We start from the raw sequence: 18,508 nt of genomic DNA, 5'->3' as shown, positions 1-18,508 counted from the left end.
GATGATGATGACATGGCGCAATGCGCTGGCACTGGCTGCCGCGCTGGGTGTATTGGCTCTTGCAGGCTGCGACCGGCCGGGCGATCCGGAACCCGACTTGCGCACTGCGTTCGAGGCGGCTGATTTCGCCCATGAAGTCAGCGATATTCCGGCAGATCCCGGCGTGCGCTACGGCGTGCTCGAAAACGGGATGCGCTACGCGATCATGCCCAACGCCACGCCCTCGAACACGGCGGCGGTCCGTCTGGTGCTCAATGTCGGTTCGCTGGCCGAGGCGGACGATCAGCGCGGACTGGCCCATTTCATCGAACATATGGCCTTCAAGGGTTCGACCCATGTGCCGCGCAACGAAATGGTGCGCCTGCTTGAACGCTATGGCCTCGCCTTCGGGCCGGACACCAACGCCTTCACCGGCCATGAAGTGGTCGGCTATCAGCTGAACCTGCCGCAGGCGAGCGAGGAACTGATCAAGATCGCCCTGTTTCTGATGCGCGAAACCGCCTCGGAACTGACCATGGTTGACGCCGAGATTGAGTCCGAGCGCGGCGTCATCCTGGGCGAGGAGCGTTTCCGCAACACGCCCGTCAGCCGTTTTCTGAGCCAGTATTACGACTTCCTCTACCCCGGCTCGATGATCCCGCAGCGCGATCCTATCGGGACCACCGAAGTTATCGAGACCGCCACACGCGATGCTTTCGTGCGCTATTACGAGTCCTATTACCGGCCCGAGCGCGCGCTGCTCGTGGTTACGGGTGATTTCGATGCCGATGACGTGGCGGCCATGATCCGCGACGGGTTCGACATCAGTGTGCCGGGTCTGGAGGTGGAGCGGGTGGAGAGCTTCGCCAGCTGGACCCAGCCGGGCGAAGCCGGCCCCGATCCGGTGGCCGGAACCGTCACGCGCGCTGGCGCGCCGCGCTTTGCGTTCTTCCATGATCCCGGCGTGTTTACCCTGATCACCGCGGACGTGATCGAGCCCGGCCCGGGCCCACTGGATACCCGGGCGGGACGCGAGCAGGCCGTCCTGCGCCAGCTGGGTCAGTCCATTGTGCAGCGCCGCCTCCAGGCGCGCATCAACCGCGGCGATTCCCCGCTGGTTCAGGCCAGCCTGTCCTATGTCAGCGAATTTGATATCGCGACGCGCGCGGGCGTGTTCGCCGTGTCCTCGCCGGACCGCTGGCGCGAAGGCGTGGCCATGGTCGAGCAGGAGCTGCGCCGGGCGCTGGAGCATGGCTTCACCCGCAGCGAGCTGGACGAGCAACTGGCGAATATGCGCACCGGTGTGCGCAACGCAGCCGATCAGGCCACGACGCGCCAGACCACCAGCCTGGCCGATTCCATCTGGTCCAGCTGGCTGCGCGGATCGGTGTTCAATCATCCCGAATTTGCCCGCGACTGGTTTGACGCGCTCGAAAGCGAGATCACGCTGGCACGCGTCGAGGCGGCGTTCCGCGAGGCGTGGCAGGCCGCCCCGCCTCATGTGATGGTGGCGCTCAATCAAGATCTGGCCGAGGGCGAGGCTGCCGTGCGCGAGGCCTGGCTTGCCTCCACAGCCGAGCGGGTCGATCCGCCTGCCGAGAGCGGCTCGGACGCCTTCGCCTACACCGAGTTCGGGCCGGCCGGCGAGGTGATATCAAGCGAAACGCTCGACGAGTTCGGCGTGACCCGGATCACCTTCGCCAACGGTGTGCGCCTCAATGTGAAGCCCACCGACTTTGAATCGCGCGTGGTCCGCGTGCGCGCCGACTTTGGCGCCGGGGACATGACCGACCAGCCGGTACCGGCGGCCGGCTCCATCCTGGGCGCGGCTTTCGGCGGCGGCGGTCTGGAAGCCCATGACCGCGACGATCTCCAGCGCCTGCTGGCCGGGCGTTCAGTGGGGTACGGGCTGGGCGTGGGGTCGGAGAGCTTTTTCTTCTCCAACGCCACCACACCGTCCGATTTCGAGCTGCAAATGCAGGTGCTGGCAGCCTTCATGACGGCCCCGGGCTGGCGTGAGGACGGGCTCAGTCAGTTCCGCACCATTGCCGAGGAAGTGCGCCGCGGCCAGAACGCGCAAGCGGTTCAGGTGGCGGTTAATCGGGGCGGGCGGCTTCTGCGCAGCGGTGACGCGCGCTGGGGTTTCCCCACCGCTGAAGAGATCGCCAACTTCACCATGGATCACGCCCGTGAATTGCTGGCGCCGGCGCTGGCCGAGGCACCCATAGAAATCACCATTGTGGGCGACATCACGGTGGACCGGGCCGTCGAGGTGGCCGCCGCGACTTTCGGTGCCCTGCCGGAGCGCTCGGCGGACTGGCCGGATTATGACGCTAACCGGCAGCTGCGCTTCCCTGATCCGGCACCGGAGCCCGAGGTGCTGTATTTCGACGGCCAGGACTATCAGGGCATGGCCAATGTCTATTTCCCCATCGGCGACGGGTTCGACCGCCGCAGGGGCCGGGCGCTGGATCTGATGGCAGAGGTGTTCTCGCTCAAGGCCACCGAGCGCTTCCGCGAGCGCGAGGGCGCAACCTATTCGCCCATCGTTCAGGGTCAGCCCTCCACGGTCTATCCCGATTTCGGCTTTCTCTGGGTGGGTCTGGATGTGGCGGTAGCCGATATCGAGCGCATGTACGAGATTGTCGACGAAATCGCGGGCGTGATGACGTCCGGCGAGATCAGCGAGGACGAGCTGCAGCGCGCCCGCCAGCCCGTGCTTGAGCGTCTGCGCGAACAGCGCGAGCGCAATCCGTTCTGGATCAACGCGTTGGCCCGCTCCCAGACAGATCCCCGCAGGCTGGACAATCTGCGTACCGCCGAGGCGGACTATCGCGACGTCAGCGTTGAGGAGATTGTCACGCTCGCGCGCGAAAGCCTGGACCCGGCCCGCGCCTTCCGCCTGACCATCCTGCCGCAGATCGTGGCAACAGTGCCTGCGGGTCTGGACGCGCCGGAAGAGGATGACGGCGGGTAATCCTGGGCCCGGCGAGTCCCTGCCGTTGAGCGGAGGCTGGGGCGTGGTCCGAACCAACCGAAACTGCTTTCCCGGCCGACCGCAGGGAGAGCCGGGATCCATCCACAAAAGCCTGTGAGCGGCTGGCAGGCGGACAGTGCACGGGCTGGGTCCCGGATCGGCTACGCCGTCCGGGAAAGCAGCATCGGGTGAGTCAGCGCGTCCCGTCCCCTTACGCCGCGTCGCGCTCGAGGTCTTCGGACCACTCGCCCAGCGCCGCCAGGGAGTTCATGCGGGCGCGGTGGTTGAAGGCGCGCTGGCCGGCTTCGACATTTGAGCCGCCCCAGGCTTTCAGCGGCGCGGCCTGCAGGGCGCGGCCATACGAGAATGTCAGCGGCCAGGGCAGGTCGAAGCCTTCATTCATCATCGACAGATGCGCAGTGGCGTCCTCGTCCGACTGGCCGCCCGACAGGAAGGCGATGCCCGGAACGGCGGCCGGGACGGTGTTGATCAGGCACTGCACCGTCATTTCCGCGACTTCCTCGCGGCTCGCCTGATCTGGGCATTTGGCACCGGCAATGACCATGTTTGGCTTGAGGACGGTGCCTTCCAGCACCACGCCCTGGTCAAAAAGCTCCGAATAGAGCCGGCGCAGGGCGAACTCGGTCACCTCGTAGCAGCGCTCGATTGTGTGATCACCGTCCATCAGAACCTCGGGCTCCACGATGGGGACGATATTGGCTTCCTGGCACAGGGCGGCATAGCGCGCGAGCGCGTGCATGTTGACGTTGATGCAGTATTGCGAGGGGATGGACTCATCCCCGCCGCGGCCCAGATCGATCACCGCGCGCCATTTCGCAAAGCGGGCGCCGAGCTGGTAATACTCCTCCAGCCGCCCGCGCAGACCGTCGAGGCCTTCAGTCACGGTCTCACCCGGCGAGCCGGCCAGCGGCTTGGCGCCGGCATCCACCTTGATGCCCGGGATCGAGCCGGCATCGGTGATGAGCTTGGCAAGCGGTGTGCCGTCGGCGGCGAACTGGCGCAGGGTCTCGTCAAACAGGATCACACCCGACACATACTCGGTCATGGCGGGCCGCGTACGGAACAGCATCTCGCGCCAGTCGCGGCGGCTGTCGGCTGTCGAGGTCAGCCCGATCGTGTCAAAGCGCTTCTTGATGGTGGAGGTGGACTCGTCCGCCGCCAGAATGCCCTTGCCCGGCGCCGTCAAGGCGATGGCGGTTTCGTTGAGCTGGTCGAGATCCATGGCGCCTGTCCCTTTGCGATTGTGGTGAGCACTGCCCGCCGCCTGTGTGTCCCCGCCCGCGCGCAGGGTCAAGATGTCAGCCTTCAAGAACCGCGATTCCGGGCAAGGTCTTGCCCTCCAGCCATTCCAGGAAGGCCCCGCCCGCCGTCGAGACGAAGGTGAAATCATCCGCCGCGCCGGCCCGGTTGAGCGCTGACACTGTATCGCCGCCGCCCGCCACCGCCGTCAGCCCGTGCTCGCGGCAACGCAGCGCAGCAAATTGCGCCGCCTCGACCGTGCCGGTGTCAAAGGGCGGCGTTTCGAACGCGCCCAGCGGGCCGTTCCACACCAGGGTGCGCGCCGTCTCGATGGCGTCGGCCAGACGGTCAATGGTCTCCGGCCCGCAATCGAGGATCATTTCCGGGCCCTGGACATCCTCCAGCCCCGCCACACGCCGGTCGGCATGGGCTTTGAACTCGCGCGCCACCACCACGTCGACCGGCAGCATCAGCGTGCAGCCCGCCTGTCCTGCGGCCTCTTCGATGGCCCGCGCGGTTTCAAGCAGCTCGCGCTCATACAGGCTCGACCCGACCGAGTGGCCGCGTGCGGCCAGAAACGTATTGGCCATGGCCCCGCCGATGAACAGCCGGTCCACCTTCGCTGTGAGGTTCTTGAGAAGATCAATTTTGGTGGAGACTTTCGCGCCGCCCACGATCGCCAGCAGCGGACGCTGGGGCGCGTCCAGAGCCGCCGTCACATGGTTGATTTCCCGCTGCAAGGCGAGGCCGGCATAGCTGGGCAACAGGCGCGCCACGCCCACGGTGGAGGCATGGGCGCGGTGCGCGGCGGAGAAGGCGTCGTTGACATAAATGTCCGCCAGACGGGCCAGATCTGCGGCGAAGTCGGGATCGTTCGCCTCTTCGCCCGCATGGAAGCGCGTGTTCTCCAGCAGCAGCACGCCGCCGGGTTTCAGCAGGCCCGCAGCGCCTTCGGCGTCGGGGCCGATGCAATCAGAGACGAATTTCACCGGCGTGCCGAGCAGATCTTCCAGCGCCGAGGCCACCGGTGCCAGCGACATGGAGGGTACGCGCCGGCCGCGCGGACGGTCGAAATGGGCGGCCAGGATCACCTTCGCCCCGCCATCACGCAGATGATGGATGGTCGCCAGGGCGGCGCGCAGGCGGGTATCGTCGGCGACGCGCATGCCCTCCATGGGCACATTGAAATCCACGCGCACAAGCACGCGCTTTCCGGCGATATCGGCATCTTCAATGCGGCGGATCATGACGGCTCCTTGTTTGGCCCGGCCCGGACGCAGCCTATAGCAGCCGCCCCATCGCCACCGTCGTGTCGATCATGCGGCAGGCAAAGCCCCATTCATTGTCATACCAGGTCATCACCCGCACCAACTGGCCGTCGATGACATTGGTCTTGTCCAGCGCCACCACCGAGGAGCGCGGGTCATGGTTGTAGTCGATGGAGACCAGCGGCAGGTCATCATAGCCCAACACGCCCTTCATCGGCCCGTCAGCGGCGGCGCGGATCGCGGCGTTGACCTCGTCGATGGAGGTGGCGCGTCCCGGGGTGAACACCAGATCGATCACCGACACGTTCGGCGTGGGCACCCGGATCGCCGAACCGTCGAGCTTGCCTTTCAGCTCCGGCAGCACCTCGCCGACGGCTTTGGCGGCGCCGGTGGTGGTGGGCACCATGGACAGGGCGGCCGCGCGGGCGCGGTGCAGATCCTTGTGGTTCCGGTCCAGCGTCGGCTGGTCGCCGGTATAGGCATGGATCGTCGTCATGTGGCCGCGCGCAATGCCGATGGCGTCATTGAGCGTCTTGGCCACCGGTGCCAGGCCATTGGTGGTGCACGAAGCGTTGGACACGATGATGTCGTCCGCGGTCAGCGCGTCGTGATTGACGCCATAGACGATGGTCTTGTCGGCATTCTTGGCCGGGGCCGAGCACAGCACGCGTTTGGCACCGGAATGAATGTGCGCCATCGAGCCCTCTTTGGAATTGAACGCGCCGGTGCATTCCAGAACGATGTCGATCCCCAGATCAGCCCAGGGCAGTTTGGACGGATCGCGGCTGGACACCTTGGCGATGCGTCCGAAACCGGCATCGATCCAGTCCTCGCCCACCGTGATCTCGCCGGGATAGCGGCCGTGGACGCTGTCATATTTGAGGAGGTGGGCATTGGTCTGCGGCGTGGAGGAATCGTTGATCGCCACCACCTGAACCTCATTGTGGCGCTGCTGTTCCAGCACGGCGCGCAGCGCCAGGCGTCCAATGCGTCCAAACCCGGTGATCGCCACGCGAAGGGCCATGATGCTCGCTCCTGAGATGCGGTGATCGGCGTCGACCCGGTCCGGGCCTTCGACGCCGGTGACTGTCGCGCGGGGGTTTAGACGCTTCATGCGCGTGCGTCCATACGCACCGGGCACCGCTGGACGCAGTGGCTTGCCTCTGTGCGCGCCGCCTGCGAATACTAAGGACATGTAAACAGCTACGTTTGTGAATGAGGGGCGTGATGAAGGTTCTGGTTCTGGGTGGAGACGGGTTTTGTGGCTGGCCTTCAGCGCTGCACCTGTCGGCGCGCGGCCATGATGTGGTGATTGTCGACAACCTGTCGCGCCGCAAGATCGATGTGGAGCTGGAGGTGGACTCCCTTACCCCCATCGCGCCCATGAGCGTGCGCCTGGCCGCCTGGAAAGAGGTGTCGGGCCGCACCATCGGTTTCCACGACTTCACCGTGGGCAAGGATTATCAGGAGCTGGTCAATCTCCTGCTGGCCGAGCGCCCCGATGCGGTCGTGCATTTCGCCGAGCAGCGCGCTGCGCCCTACTCCATGAAATCGGCGCGTCACAAGCGCTACACGGTCGATAATAATCTCAACGCCACCAATGACGTACTGGCCGCCATTGTGGAAACGGGGCTGGACATCCATCTGGTGCATCTGGGCACGATGGGCGTCTATGGCTATGGCACGGCGGGGATGAAAATCCCCGAAGGCTATCTCAAGGTGAAGGTGGATACGCCCCAGGGCCTGGTGGACACAGAAATCCTGTATCCGGCCAATCCGGGTTCGATCTATCACATGACCAAGACCCAGGATGCGCTGTTCTTCCAGTTCTATAACAAGAACGACAAGCTCAAGATCACCGATCTGCACCAGGGCATTGTCTGGGGCACCCAGACTGAAGACACCCGCAAGGACGAGCGCCTGATCAACCGGTTCGACTATGACGGCGATTACGGCACGGTGCTCAACCGCTTCCTGATGCAGGCCGCCATCGGCTTTCCGCTCACCGTGCACGGCACGGGCGGGCAGACGCGCGCCTTCATCCATATCCAGGACACGGTGCGCTGCATCCAGCTGGCGGTGGAGAACCCGCCCCAGACCGGCGAGCGCGTGCGCATCATGAACCAGATGACCGAGACCCACCGGGTCAGCGATCTGGCCGGCCTGATCGCCAAGCTCACCGGCGCGGACGTCGCCTTCCTGCCCAATCCGCGTAATGAGGCGGACGCCAACGACCTCCATGTGGAGAACGCGGCCTTCCTGGCGCTGGGCCTCAATCCCATCACGCTGGCCGATGGCCTCCTGGAGGAGGTCACGGATATCGCCCGCAAATACGCCGGCCGGTGCGACCGCTCCAAGGTCAAATGCGTGTCCTACTGGAACCGCGACCGGGAAGCGGCGCAGGAGAGCGCGGCGGAGTAGGAGAGCGCTTTGGGGGCTACTGAGCCTGCTCTTCGAGCCACGCCTCCATCCGCGCTTCCAGATAATCCAGCGGCACCGCGCCCTCTTCCAGCAGGGCGTCATGGAAGGCGGCGAGATCAAAATCCTCGCCCAGCTCGGTTTCTCCCTGCGCCCGCAGCCGGCGGATCAGGATCTCGCCGGTCTTGTAGGCCAGCGCCTGACCGGGCCAGGAGATATAGCGCGACACCTCATTGGTGATGTTCAGCGGCGCCAGCGCCGAGTTGTCGAGGAAGCACGCCTCGGCCTGCTCGCGGGTCCAGCCGAACCAGTGAATCCCGGTGTCGACCACCAGCCGGCAGGCGCGCCACATCTCGAACGTCAGGCGCCCGAAATTCTCATACGGGTCCTGATAGAAGCCCATGTCGAGGCCGAGATATTCGGCGTAGAGACCCCAGCCCTCGCCAAACGCTGTGATATAGCTGCGGCGGCGAAACTCGGGCAGGCCTTCGATTTCCTGGGCCAGGGCGATCTGGTGGTGATGGCCGGGCACGGCCTCGTGCAGGGTCAGGGAGGGCAGCTCGTAAAGCGGCCTCTGATCGAGGCGGTAGGTGTTGACCATATAGCCGCCGGCGCGTCCGGTTTCCGCGTCGCCCGCCCAGTACCGGCCCGTGGTGTAGTTGGGTGCCAGGGCGGCGGGCACGGGCCGCACGCCATAGGACAGGCGCGGCAGGCGATTGAAGAAGGCGGGCATCTGGTCGTCGGCCAGCTTGGACAGCCAGGCCGCGCGCATCATCAGCGCCATCTCGCTGTCAGCGTAAAATTGCGGGTCGGTACGCAGGAAATCGAGGAATTCGGCGAAGGAGCCCGCAAACCCGGTTTGCGCGATGACCTCTTCCATCTCGGCGCGGATGCGCGCGACTTCCTGTAGGCCCGTCTGGTGAATCTCTTCCGGGGTCAGATCCAGCGTCGTGTGCTGGCGCACCAGGGCCGGATAGAAGTCTTCGCCGCCCGGCAGGTCGCGCGCCCCCAGGGTCTCGCGGGCGTTGGGGATGTAGGTGGCCACGAAAAACTCGTGCAGCCGGCGCAGGGCGGGCAGGGCAGCGGTCTCGATGGCGTCCAGCGCCTCGGCGCGCAGGCGCGTGCGCTCGGCCTCGGGCAGGCTTTCGGGCAGGGCGTCGATGGGCATCAGAAGCGTGCTGTCGGCGGCAGCCACGATCTGCGCCTCGATCTGGTCGGCCACGCCGTCCAGAATGGCGCGCGGCTGGGTGAAGCCGGTCTCCAGCCCCCGCTCCAGCCAGCCCCGGTGCTGGGCGAAATAGCCGGGCAGGGCGCGGATGCGCGCGATCCAGGCTTCCGCCTCTTCCACGGTGCGGGCCCGCGCGCTCATGGCGGCGAAATCGGGGGAGGTATGAAATCCGCTATCATTGGTGAAGGGGGTCATGGCGCTCTGGGCACGCGGCAGCTCGGTGGCCGTGCGCAGCGTGTAGGCGAGCACGGCATGGCTTGCCACATCGGTTCCGGTCAGCGTGGCAGGATCAATGTCTTCCAGCCGGGCATGGAAGCCAGCCATGGCCTCATCCCAGGCTTCCACCGCTTCAAAGCTGGCATCGGGCCAGCGCGAGGCCGCGTCCAGATCGCCGCGCCGGCCGCGGGTCATGATATCCCGCTCTTCCAGGAAGGCTTCGTAGTCGGCGATCAGGGTGGTGAAGGCGTCTGCTTCACTGCCCTGTGCATGGACGGCGGAAGCGGGCGCGAAGGCGAGTGCAAGCGCGAGGGCGGCAATGCGGATCATGGCGGCGTCTCCGAAGCGTGCGGGCCGAAAGCAGGCCCGGTCTGTGCGCCGTCATCAGACCCGAGCCCGGCCCCCGGCTCAAGAGCCGGGGCGCCGAAACCCGTTGAGGTCAGACTTCAAGCAGAATCTCAAAGCCACCGAAAATCATGCGCCTGCCGTCAAAGGGCATCTCCATGCCACCCATGTCGGGATCGTCCATGATCTTCGCCCAGCCGGCGTCGCGCACCGCTTTGGAGGGCCAGACCATCCAGTTGAGCACCACGCTCTCATGCGGTTCACGCAGTACGGCTGTGTGCATGGAATTGATCTTGCCTTCGGGTAGATCGTCACCCCAACACTCGGTGCTGGATACAAGGCCGTAACGCTTGAACACCTGCGCCGCGCGCTCGGCGTGGGCGCGGTACTCTTCCTTTTTGTCGGTCGGTACAGGCAGCAGAACGCCGTCGATATAGGCCATGGACACATCTCCTCCGGTGTTGAACGAAAGTGAAGGTCCGACACTTGGTTCAAAAAAGCAACTGGATAATTGCCAGAATCAACTTAAATCTCATCCATGGCCCGCAAGAAGCCCTATGATGATGGTTGTGCGACTGCCCATGCGCTCGATCTGGTCGGTGAGCGCTGGGCGTTGCTGATCGTGCGCGAGCTGATCCCCGGACCCAAGCGGTTCAGTGATCTCAAGGCCGCGCTGTGCGGCATCAGTACGAATATCCTGACCACGCGGCTGGCCGAGCTGGAAGCCGGGCATCTCGTGGTGCGCCGCAAATTGCCGCCGCCAGCCGCCTCGCATGTCTACGCGCTCACGCCCTGGGGTGCCGAACTTGAGCCGCTGATCAAGGATATCGGGCGCTGGGCGGCGCGCTCGCCGACCCTGGCACCGGGAAAGCCGATGAGCGCGGCGTCCGTGATGCTCTCGTTCCGCACGATGTTTAACACAGAGCGCGCTGCCGGCCTCGATGTGGAAGCCGCGCTGGTGCTCGACGGCGTCCCGCACCGGGTGCGCATCAAGGACGCGCAGCTGGAGATCGGCATTGGAGAGGCGCAGGCGCCGGCCTTCACGCTATCGGGCGATCCCAACCTGGTCGCCGGACTGGTCTATGGCGGGATGACATTGGACGCGGGGGAGGACGCCGGGCTGAACGTTCAGGGCGACCGCGCGCTGGCCCGGCGTTTCGCGATGCTGTTCCCGCTGCCGGAAAAAGCCGAGCCGGCCGCCCCGGTTTAGGGGCGGCCGGACTCAGATTTCACCCCGCTTCGCGGAAATTATCCACTTCGAGATCGTATTCGCGGACTTTGCGATAAAGCGTCGAGCGGCCCACGCCGAGGCGGCGGGCGACCTCGGCCATGCGGCCTGAATAGGTCTCGATGGCAAACGCGATCAGGTCGCGTTCGATGGCCTCCAGCGAGCGCAGATGACCACCTGCGTCCAGAATATCCACCCGCAGGGCGTCGTCCTCGTCATCCAGCGCGGCGGCGTCAAACACATCGGCGCTGGACGGCACCGCCGGGGCGCTGGCCGGAGTCGGTGCCGGTGCCGGTGCCGGTTCGGCGTCACGCAAGGTCGGCGTCAGGCCGGAGATTTGCGGGAAGTCTTCCGGGGTCAGATAGTCGCTGTCGCTGAGCACCACGGCGCGGAACACCGCATTCTCCAGCTGGCGCACATTGCCCTTCCATTCGTGCCGGGCGAGCAAATCCATGGTCTCGCCGGTGGCGTCGAGCACAGCCTTGCCTTCCTGGGCGTTGAAGCGGGCGATGAAGTGGCGCACCAGCGCCGGGATATCATCGCGGCGTTTCGCCAGCGACGGCACCTCGATGGGGAACACGTTGAGCCGGTAGAACAGATCTTCGCGGAAGGCGCCGGTCTTGACCTGTTCGGTCAGGTCGCGATTGGTCGCCGAGACAATGCGCACATCCACCTTCACCGGACGGCGCGAGCCGACCGGATCGACCTCGCCTTCCTGCAGGGCGCGCAGGAGCTTGACCTGCATGTCCAGCGGCAACTCGCCGATTTCATCAAGGAAGAGCGTGCCGCCATCGGCCTCCTGGAACTTGCCCAGATGCTTGGCCACAGCGCCGGTGAACGAGCCCTTCTCGTGACCGAACAGGGTGGATTCCACCAGGTTTTCCGGGATCGCCCCGCAATTGACCGCCACAAAGGGACGCCCCGCCCGGTCCGACGCCGCCGCAATGGAGCGCGCCACCAGTTCCTTGCCCACGCCGCTTTCGCCGGTGATCAGGATCGGGATGTTGGATTTCGCCGCCCGTTCGCCCAGCCGCACCACCTGGCGCATGGCCGGAGCCCCGGCGATCATGTCGCCAAAGCCCAGCTGACCCGACCGGGTCTTCTTCAGGCGCGTGACTTCACTGGAGAGGTCTTTCACCTTGAGCGCATTGCGCAGCGACACGGCGATGCGTTCGGGGCTGGCGGGCTTGACAAAGAAATCCACCGCGCCGGCGCGCATGGCCCGGACAACCGTCTCGATGCCACCATGGGCGGTGAGCATGATCACGGGCAGATCGGGCTCGCGCGCCTTGATCGCCTCCAGGGTCTCCACCCCGTCCATGCCGGGCATGATCATGTCGAGCATGACCACGTCGATCCCGCCGCGCTTCACCGCGGCCAGGCCGGAATCGCCGTCCTCGGCACCCTGGAAGCTATGCCCCTGCTTTTCCAGCACCGCCTGCATCAGGCGGCGCTGGGTCGGATCGTCATCGACGACCAGTACGGTCTTCGCCATTGCACCCACGCCCTTTCGGTCCCATCCACCGGGGGCGGCTTCTGAGCGGCGCCGGCCGGGGTGTTCCCCGTCCCGGCCCCGCGGCCGCCTCCCGTCTTCATGCGCACCGTTATGGGACATGGCCGGTAAAGATCACGTGTAAGGCATGGTCAGAATTGGTTAGGGTAAAGAAAGGGTTAGGCAGGAGGCGCCGCAGCCGTCCGCTCGCGGTTTGACGCGCCGCAGCACGAGGGCTAACCCTTTTATCTGTTTCCAGTCATTGCTTTTGGATGCGCCCTTCATGACCGACCCCGCCCCCCTGCCTCCGCCGCTGGCGCAATTCGCCGGCGCGCCTGTGCCCGCGCCGGACTGGTTCGCCGACGCGCTGGCGGCCCCTTTCGAGACGGGCGAGACCGTGCGGGACGGCGTGCGCCTGGTCTGGAAGGCCTGGGGCAGGCGCGGCGATCCGGCGCTGGTGCTGATCCATGGCGGTACCGCGCACAAGGGCTGGTGGGATGCGCTGGGGCCGTTCCTGGTCCAGGCGGGGCGCCGGGTGATTGCGCCGGATCTGGCCGGCATGGGGCAGAGCGGCTGGCGCGAGGTCTATACCATGACCGATCACGCCGCCGACATGCGCGCGGCGGCTGAAGACGCCGGCGCGTTCGTGAACGGCAAGCCGGTCTTTGTCGGCCATTCCTTTGGCGGGTTCGTGACGCTGCAGGCCGCCACGGAGTTCGGCGCAGACCTGCGCGCTGCGGTGATCCTCGACAGCCCGATGCGCAAACCGGAGAAGCAGCGCGAAGGATCGCCGCCACGCCGCGGCGGCAAGATCTATCCTGATCTGGCGACCGCGCTGGCGCGCTTCCGCCTGCTGCCCGCCCAGCCCTGCGACAATGTGTGGCTGGTGGATCATGTGGCGCGCGGTTCGCTGCGCGAAGCCGAGGGCGGCTGGACCTGGTGGTTCGATCCCGATCTGTGGGCCAAGCTCACCTATCAGCGCCGCGATCCTGAAGCTGCGGCCGCGGCGCTGGGCTGCCCGCTGGCCTTCATCCGGGGCGAACGCTCCGATCTCATGAACACGGAGACCTGGGCCTACATGCGCTCGGTCTTCACCCGCTCGCCCTTCGTCACCGTGCCGCGTGCGCGCCATCACCTCATTCTGGATGATCCGATGGCTGTGGTTTCGGCGCTGGATGCGCTGGTGGAGGGCTGGGCCCCGCCCGGGTGATCAGGCGCATGGCCGCGCCCGTCCGTGCAGCGCTTGCTGCCTTGGCGGGGGCGGCGGGTCATGCTAGAGGCGCGCCATGCAGGGGCTGCGGCTCCAGAGCCTTCCCGGACAAGGAATGTGACGATGGCTGAAGACTACACCCGCGGTCAGATGGACATTTCCCATCACCAATCGACCTACGGCGCCGTCATGAAGGTGTCGGTGTTCATCTCGGTCCTGCTGGGCCTGATCGTGCTGTACCTGACCCTGGTGTTTGGTGCGGGCACGAACTGGATCAGTGCCCTGATCATCTCGCTGATCGCAGGCGGCGTGGCAGGATTTGTCCTCAAGCAGGGCCCGCGTTACTGGGCGTCTCTTGGCGTGCTTGCGGTCATCGCCATCATGGCCGGTGGGATCACCCTGTTGCTCGCCAATTCCTGACGCGTCTGCGCAAGGGCCAAAAACCAATTGCCTTTCCAGCCGAGTCGCGCATGCTGGGCGCATTGGTTAAAGCCGCGCCGCTCAAGGGATTTGCATGCGAATCGCCATCCTTGCCGAAACTCATCCGGGCGAGACCCGGGTTGCCGCCACGCCTGACAGCGTGAAAGCGCTGGTCAAGACCGGCGCTGAAGTTCTGGTGGAATCCGGTGCAGGTGCCCGTGCCGATTTTGCCGATGCCGCCTATGAGGCGGCCGGTGCCGGCGTGGGCACGCGCGATGATGTGGTCAAGGCGGCGGACGCCCTGTTCTGCGTGCGCCGGCCTGATGCCGGCGTGATCAAAGGCCTCAAAAAAGGGGCCGTGATGGTCGGGCTGTTCGAGCCCCATGGCGCGGTCGACTTTGCCGGGTCCTGCGCCCAGGCGGGCGTCAACGCACTGGCCATGGAATTCACGCCGCGCATCACGCGGGCCCAGTCGATGGATGCGCTGTCGTCCCAGTCCAACCTGGCCGGCTACCGCGCCGTGGTGGAAGCTGCCACGCTCTATGGCCGCGCCTTCCCGATGATGATGACGGCGGCCGGCACCATTGCCGCGGCACGCGTGTTTGTGATGGGCGTCGGCGTTGCCGGCCTACAGGCCATCGCCACGGCGCGCCGCCTGGGTGCCATCGTGACTGCCACGGACGTGCGCCCCGCCGCCAAGGAGCAGGTGGCCTCGCTAGGTGCCAAATTCGTCGCCGTCGAGGATGAAGAGTTCAAGGCTGCCGAGACTGCCGGCGGCTACGCCAAGGAAATGAGCGACGACTACAAGGCCAAGCAGGCCGAGCTGGTCGCTTCGCACATTCTCAAGCAGGACGTGATCATCACGACCGCGCTGATCCCCGGACGACCGGCACCGCGCCTGCTGACCCGGGCCATGGTTGACACGATGAAGCCGGGCTCGGTGATCATCGACATTGCCGCGGCCAATGGCGGCAATTGTGAGCTGACGAAATCGGGTGAACTGGTGGTCCATAACGGCGTGAAGATCGCCGGCTATGGCGATCTGCCCGCGCGCCTGGCCGCGGATTCCTCGCAATTGCTGGCGCGCAATCTGGTCAATCTCTTCCCGCTTCTGCGCGCCGAAGACGGCGCGCTCAGCCCTCACTGGGATGATGACATCATAAAGGGCATGGCCCTGACCCGGGATGGCGAGATTGTCCATCCCACCCTCAAAGGAGACGGCTCATGAAACGCCGCATCATCCAGATCGCCATCGCCGTTACGGCCATCGTCACGCTGAGTGCCTTTGCCGCCGCCGCCATCATCGCGGGCTAAGCCCCGCACGCCGCCTCACGGAGCCTGACATGGACGCAGTCGATCCGAATGTTTTCCGCCTGGCGATTTTCGTGCTCGCCGTATTCGTGGGCTATTATGTGGTCTGGTCGGTGACTCCGGCCCTGCACACCCCGCTCATGAGCGTGACCAACGCCATCTCCTCTGTGATCATCGTCGGCGCCCTGATTGCGGCTGCCGCGGCCGCGGCCAGCGAAGGCGCGCAGTTCGCCAAGGGGCTCGGCGTTCTGGGCGTGTTGCTGGCCAGCATCAATATCTTTGGCGGTTTCCTAGTCACCCAGCGCATGCTGGCGATGTACAAGAAGAAGGAAAGGCCGGCCAAGCCGGCCTCTGGGGACGCTGCCTGAGGGCGGCGGCTTGTTTCGTCCGCAGTAAGGAGTCCAGCCATGGTCCGCCTGTGCGTTTCAGCCTTCCTCATCGCCCTGGGTCTCTCGTCAGTGGCCGAGGCCCAGCAGCGCGTTCAAAGTCAACGCCCGGACGCCCCGCCCGTCCAGCTGGGGGTGCAGACTCAGGATGTGACTGAACGCCAGACGCGAAACTGCAGTGTGAACCGGGTTTGGGCGGCCCATAACGGTCTGCTGATCGACTGCGCCCAAACCTATATGGCCTATGATGGCGGTTCAGCGCCGGGCGGCATCGCGGCGGCCATGAACCTGCTCACCCACGCCGCCGGTCGAGGCGGGAGCATTCGAGTGATTTACGTGCCGGATCCGGAGAACCCGATCTGCGCGACCGTTCAGCCTGAGCCTGCAGCCCCTTGTGGCCGTGTGGTCGCATTTAGCGCCTTTACCGCCGGCTGACTTCCCGCCCGCTCCTTCGGAGACGTTCATGTCCGCTGATTTCGCCGCCCTTCTGTATCTCGTTTCCGGGATCCTGTTCATCATGGCCCTGCGAGGCCTGTCGAGCCCGGAAACCTCGCGCCAGGGCAATTATCTCGGCATGGCCGGCATGGCCGTCGCGGTGGGCACAACGCTGGTCGTGGTGGACCTGACCGCGCTTGGCATCATGCTCATCCTGGGCGCTGTCATCATCGGCGGCGGGATCGGTGCGGTGATCGCGCGGCGCATCGCCATGACGGACATGCCGCAGCTGGTGGCAGGCTTTCACTCGCTGGTAGGCCTCACCGCCGTGCTGGTCGCCGCGGCTGCGCTGTATGAGCCGCAGGCGTTCGGGATTTCGGCACCGGGCGGCGGGCTCAAGGCGTTGTCGCTGGTGGAGCTGGCGATCGGCGCGGCGATCGGGGCCATCACCTTCTCCGGTTCCATTATCGCCTTCATGAAGCTGCAAGGCCTGATGAGCGGCGCGCCCATCGTCTTCAAGGGCCAGCACTGGCTCAATCTGGGGCTGGGCATCGCCGCGGCGGTGTTTGTCGTCTTCCTCACCGCCTCGGGTGGTCAGGCCAAGACGGCGTTCTGGATCATCACGGTCCTGGCGCTGGTGCTGGGCGTGCTTTTGATCATCCCCATCGGCGGTGCCGACATGCCGGTGGTCGTGTCCATGCTGAATTCCTATTCCGGCTGGGCCGCGGCTGCGCTCGGCTTCACGCTGGAAAACACCGCGCTGCTGATCACTGGCGCGCTGGTGGGCTCGTCAGGTGCCATCCTGTCCTACATCATGTGCAAGGGCATGAACCGGTCCTTCATCTCGGTGATCCTGGGCGGGTTCGGCGCTGACGCGGCCTCGGCCGGCGCTCACGGCCAGGTGGATCGCGCCGTGAAGATGGGGTCTGCCGAAGACGCGGCCTTCATCATGAAAAATGCCGGCAAGGTCATCATCGTGCCGGGCTATGGCATGGCGGTGGCGCAGGCCCAGCATGCGCTGAAGGAAATGGCCGATACGCTCAAAGCCGAAGGCGTGGATATCGCCTATGCCATTCACCCGGTGGCCGGGCGCATGCCGGGCCATATGAACGTGCTGCTGGCCGAAGCGCAGGCGCCGTATGACGAGGTGTTTGAGCTGGAAGACATCAATGCCGAGTTCGCCACGGCGGACGTCGCCTTCGTGATCGGCGCCAATGACGTCACCAACCCGGCCGCGGAAGACGATCCCACAAGCCCGATCTATGGCATGCCGGTACTGCAGGTTTGGAAGGCACGCACGGTGATGTTCGTCAAGCGGTCCATGGGCTCGGGCTATGCCGGCATCGAGAACCCGCTCTTCTTCCGCGACAACACGCTCATGCTGCTGGGCGACGCGAAGAAAATGACCGAATCCATCGTCAAGTCGCTGGACTGAGCGCGAGACACGCTCACGCGCCGTCCAACACCGGATAGGCGGTGCTCATCTTGATCGTCTCCATGGAGAAATGGCTGGAGACGTCATTGAGGTCGGCGATCTGGATGAGCTCTTTGTAGATGGCGTCGAAATGCTCCATGTCGCGCGCCGCCACCTTGATGAGGTAGTCGGTCTCGCCGCTCATGCGGTGAAACTCCAGCACATGGTCGAGCCCTGAGACACCGCGCGCAAAGCGCTCCAGCCAGCGGTCATTATGCTGATTGGTCTTCACCGCGATGAACGCGATCAGCTTCAATCCCAGGGCCCGCGGATCGGCCAGCGCCACCTTGCGCAGGATCACGCCACTTTCCGTGAGCCGCTTGACGCGGCGCCAGCAAGGCGTCTGGGACAGGCCGACCCGTTCGGCCAGTTCGGCGATGGGCAAATCGGCATCCTGCTGCAGCCAGTGGAGGATCTTGCGATCAATTGAATCCAGTTTGACCGCCTTCATTGGAACTATCTCCTATAAATTTAGTCACGAGCGCATGATTTTGGACGCGTTTTCTACGCGAACTGCGCCATCCTTCCAAGTCTCATCGTTCTGGAAAGGACCTGACCGCCATGATCAAGCGCGCCTTCACCGACCATCCCGCGTCTGTCGGAGAGAGCTATGGTACGCATCTGGTCCAGGCCTCGTCCTTCGGTTTTGCCATGATCGGCGCCGGGTTCGCCTGTCTGATCCACGGCCTCCTGCCGTTTCTGTTCGTGAAATCGGGATCGCGCTGTATCGAGGACCTTCACCGGCGCATGGTCACCCATCGCGACCTGCGCAACGCGGTTCCGGGTGCCGGCGTGCACGGATCGGTCCGGCGCGAAGGCGAAGCGTAGATCCGTCGGCGGCCGTCCCGCCCTGCGTGAATC

17 protein-coding genes are annotated in these 18,508 nt (G+C 65.4%); 10 read left to right on the top strand and 7 right to left on the bottom strand.

Annotated features, from left to right (window positions below; genetic code table 11):
* Position 1 precedes the first annotated feature (1 nt).
* Positions 2 to 2,956, top strand: coding sequence for an insulinase family protein (locus tag L2D00_09595; protein WBQ12097.1), 2,955 nt, complete (start codon positions 2 to 4; stop codon positions 2,954 to 2,956).
* A gap of 211 nt (positions 2,957 to 3,167) precedes the next feature.
* On the opposite strand, the gene L2D00_09590 is transcribed toward L2D00_09595, so the two are convergent.
* From L2D00_09590 to gap, 3 genes are all read right to left on the bottom strand, one after another.
* Positions 3,168 to 4,199 (bottom strand): fructose-bisphosphate aldolase class I, encoded by a 1,032-nt coding sequence (locus L2D00_09590; GenBank protein ID WBQ12096.1) that lies wholly within the window; start codon positions 4,197 to 4,199, stop codon positions 3,168 to 3,170.
* Positions 4,200 to 4,275: 76 nt separating this feature from the next.
* A complete protein-coding gene (locus L2D00_09585; GenBank protein ID WBQ12095.1) occupies positions 4,276 to 5,463 on the bottom strand; it encodes a phosphoglycerate kinase in 1,188 nt (395 codons plus the stop codon).
* A 34-nt stretch (positions 5,464 to 5,497) separates the two neighbouring features.
* Complete coding sequence (gap, locus tag L2D00_09580) at positions 5,498 to 6,508, bottom strand: type I glyceraldehyde-3-phosphate dehydrogenase (protein WBQ12094.1); 1,011 nt, start codon at positions 6,506 to 6,508, stop codon at positions 5,498 to 5,500.
* A 203-nt stretch (positions 6,509 to 6,711) separates the two neighbouring features.
* Here gap and L2D00_09575 point away from each other — a divergent pair, with 203 nt between their 5' ends.
* A complete protein-coding gene (locus L2D00_09575; protein WBQ12093.1) occupies positions 6,712 to 7,905 on the top strand; it encodes an NAD-dependent epimerase/dehydratase family protein in 1,194 nt (397 codons plus the stop codon).
* Positions 7,906 to 7,921: 16 nt separating this feature from the next.
* Here the strand turns inward: L2D00_09575 and L2D00_09570 are convergent, their stop codons facing one another.
* Complete coding sequence (locus L2D00_09570) at positions 7,922 to 9,676, bottom strand: DUF885 domain-containing protein (protein ID WBQ12092.1); 1,755 nt, start codon at positions 9,674 to 9,676, stop codon at positions 7,922 to 7,924.
* 109 nt (positions 9,677 to 9,785) lie between these two features.
* Positions 9,786 to 10,133, bottom strand: a complete 348-nt coding sequence (locus L2D00_09565) for a DUF1428 domain-containing protein (protein ID WBQ12091.1) — start codon at positions 10,131 to 10,133, stop codon at positions 9,786 to 9,788.
* A 96-nt stretch (positions 10,134 to 10,229) separates the two neighbouring features.
* Between L2D00_09565 and L2D00_09560 the strand changes: the two genes are divergently transcribed.
* Entirely contained in the window at positions 10,230 to 10,901 is a 672-nt protein-coding gene (locus L2D00_09560) for a helix-turn-helix transcriptional regulator (GenBank protein ID WBQ12090.1), read from the top strand.
* Between the two features lie 19 nt (positions 10,902 to 10,920).
* Here L2D00_09560 and L2D00_09555 read toward each other — a convergent pair whose 3' ends face one another.
* Positions 10,921 to 12,414 (bottom strand): sigma-54 dependent transcriptional regulator, encoded by a 1,494-nt coding sequence (locus tag L2D00_09555; GenBank protein ID WBQ12089.1) that lies wholly within the window; start codon positions 12,412 to 12,414, stop codon positions 10,921 to 10,923.
* 280 nt (positions 12,415 to 12,694) lie between these two features.
* On the opposite strand from L2D00_09555, the gene L2D00_09550 reads away from it, so the two are divergent.
* The 6 genes from L2D00_09550 (at position 12,695) to L2D00_09525 (ending at position 17,608) form a co-directional block, all read left to right on the top strand.
* Complete coding sequence (locus tag L2D00_09550) at positions 12,695 to 13,621, top strand: alpha/beta hydrolase (protein ID WBQ12088.1); 927 nt, start codon at positions 12,695 to 12,697, stop codon at positions 13,619 to 13,621.
* A 123-nt stretch (positions 13,622 to 13,744) separates the two neighbouring features.
* Positions 13,745 to 14,041, top strand: coding sequence for an aa3-type cytochrome c oxidase subunit IV (locus L2D00_09545; GenBank protein WBQ12087.1), 297 nt, complete (start codon positions 13,745 to 13,747; stop codon positions 14,039 to 14,041).
* A gap of 94 nt (positions 14,042 to 14,135) precedes the next feature.
* Positions 14,136 to 15,269: a Re/Si-specific NAD(P)(+) transhydrogenase subunit alpha gene (locus tag L2D00_09540; GenBank protein ID WBQ12086.1), complete on the top strand. Its 1,134-nt coding sequence runs from the start codon at positions 14,136 to 14,138 to the stop codon at positions 15,267 to 15,269.
* Between the two features lie 115 nt (positions 15,270 to 15,384).
* The gene (locus L2D00_09535; GenBank protein WBQ12085.1) at positions 15,385 to 15,720 is read left to right on the top strand and encodes an NAD(P) transhydrogenase subunit alpha; all 336 of its coding nucleotides are present in this window, start codon (positions 15,385 to 15,387) and stop codon (positions 15,718 to 15,720) included.
* A 39-nt stretch (positions 15,721 to 15,759) separates the two neighbouring features.
* Positions 15,760 to 16,173 carry a hypothetical protein gene (locus L2D00_09530; protein WBQ12084.1) on the top strand — a complete coding sequence of 138 codons (414 nt, stop codon included), beginning with the start codon at positions 15,760 to 15,762 and terminating at the stop codon, positions 16,171 to 16,173.
* Positions 16,174 to 16,201: 28 nt separating this feature from the next.
* Positions 16,202 to 17,608 carry an NAD(P)(+) transhydrogenase (Re/Si-specific) subunit beta gene (locus L2D00_09525; GenBank protein ID WBQ12083.1) on the top strand — a complete coding sequence of 469 codons (1,407 nt, stop codon included), beginning with the start codon at positions 16,202 to 16,204 and terminating at the stop codon, positions 17,606 to 17,608.
* A 13-nt stretch (positions 17,609 to 17,621) separates the two neighbouring features.
* Here the strand turns inward: L2D00_09525 and L2D00_09520 are convergent, their stop codons facing one another.
* Positions 17,622 to 18,098 (bottom strand): Lrp/AsnC family transcriptional regulator, encoded by a 477-nt coding sequence (locus L2D00_09520; GenBank protein WBQ12082.1) that lies wholly within the window; start codon positions 18,096 to 18,098, stop codon positions 17,622 to 17,624.
* A 110-nt stretch (positions 18,099 to 18,208) separates the two neighbouring features.
* Between L2D00_09520 and L2D00_09515 the strand changes: the two genes are divergently transcribed.
* Positions 18,209 to 18,475: a DUF6356 family protein gene (locus tag L2D00_09515; GenBank protein WBQ12081.1), complete on the top strand. Its 267-nt coding sequence runs from the start codon at positions 18,209 to 18,211 to the stop codon at positions 18,473 to 18,475.
* Positions 18,476 to 18,508: the final 33 nt, after the last annotated feature.

The sequence above is a fragment of the Hyphomonadaceae bacterium BL14 genome, from assembly GCA_027627705.1.
Taxonomy (GTDB): Bacteria; Pseudomonadota; Alphaproteobacteria; order Caulobacterales; family Maricaulaceae; genus Oceanicaulis.
Note: the sequence above shows the minus strand (reverse complement) of the source record. Positions and strands in the feature narration are given on the sequence as shown.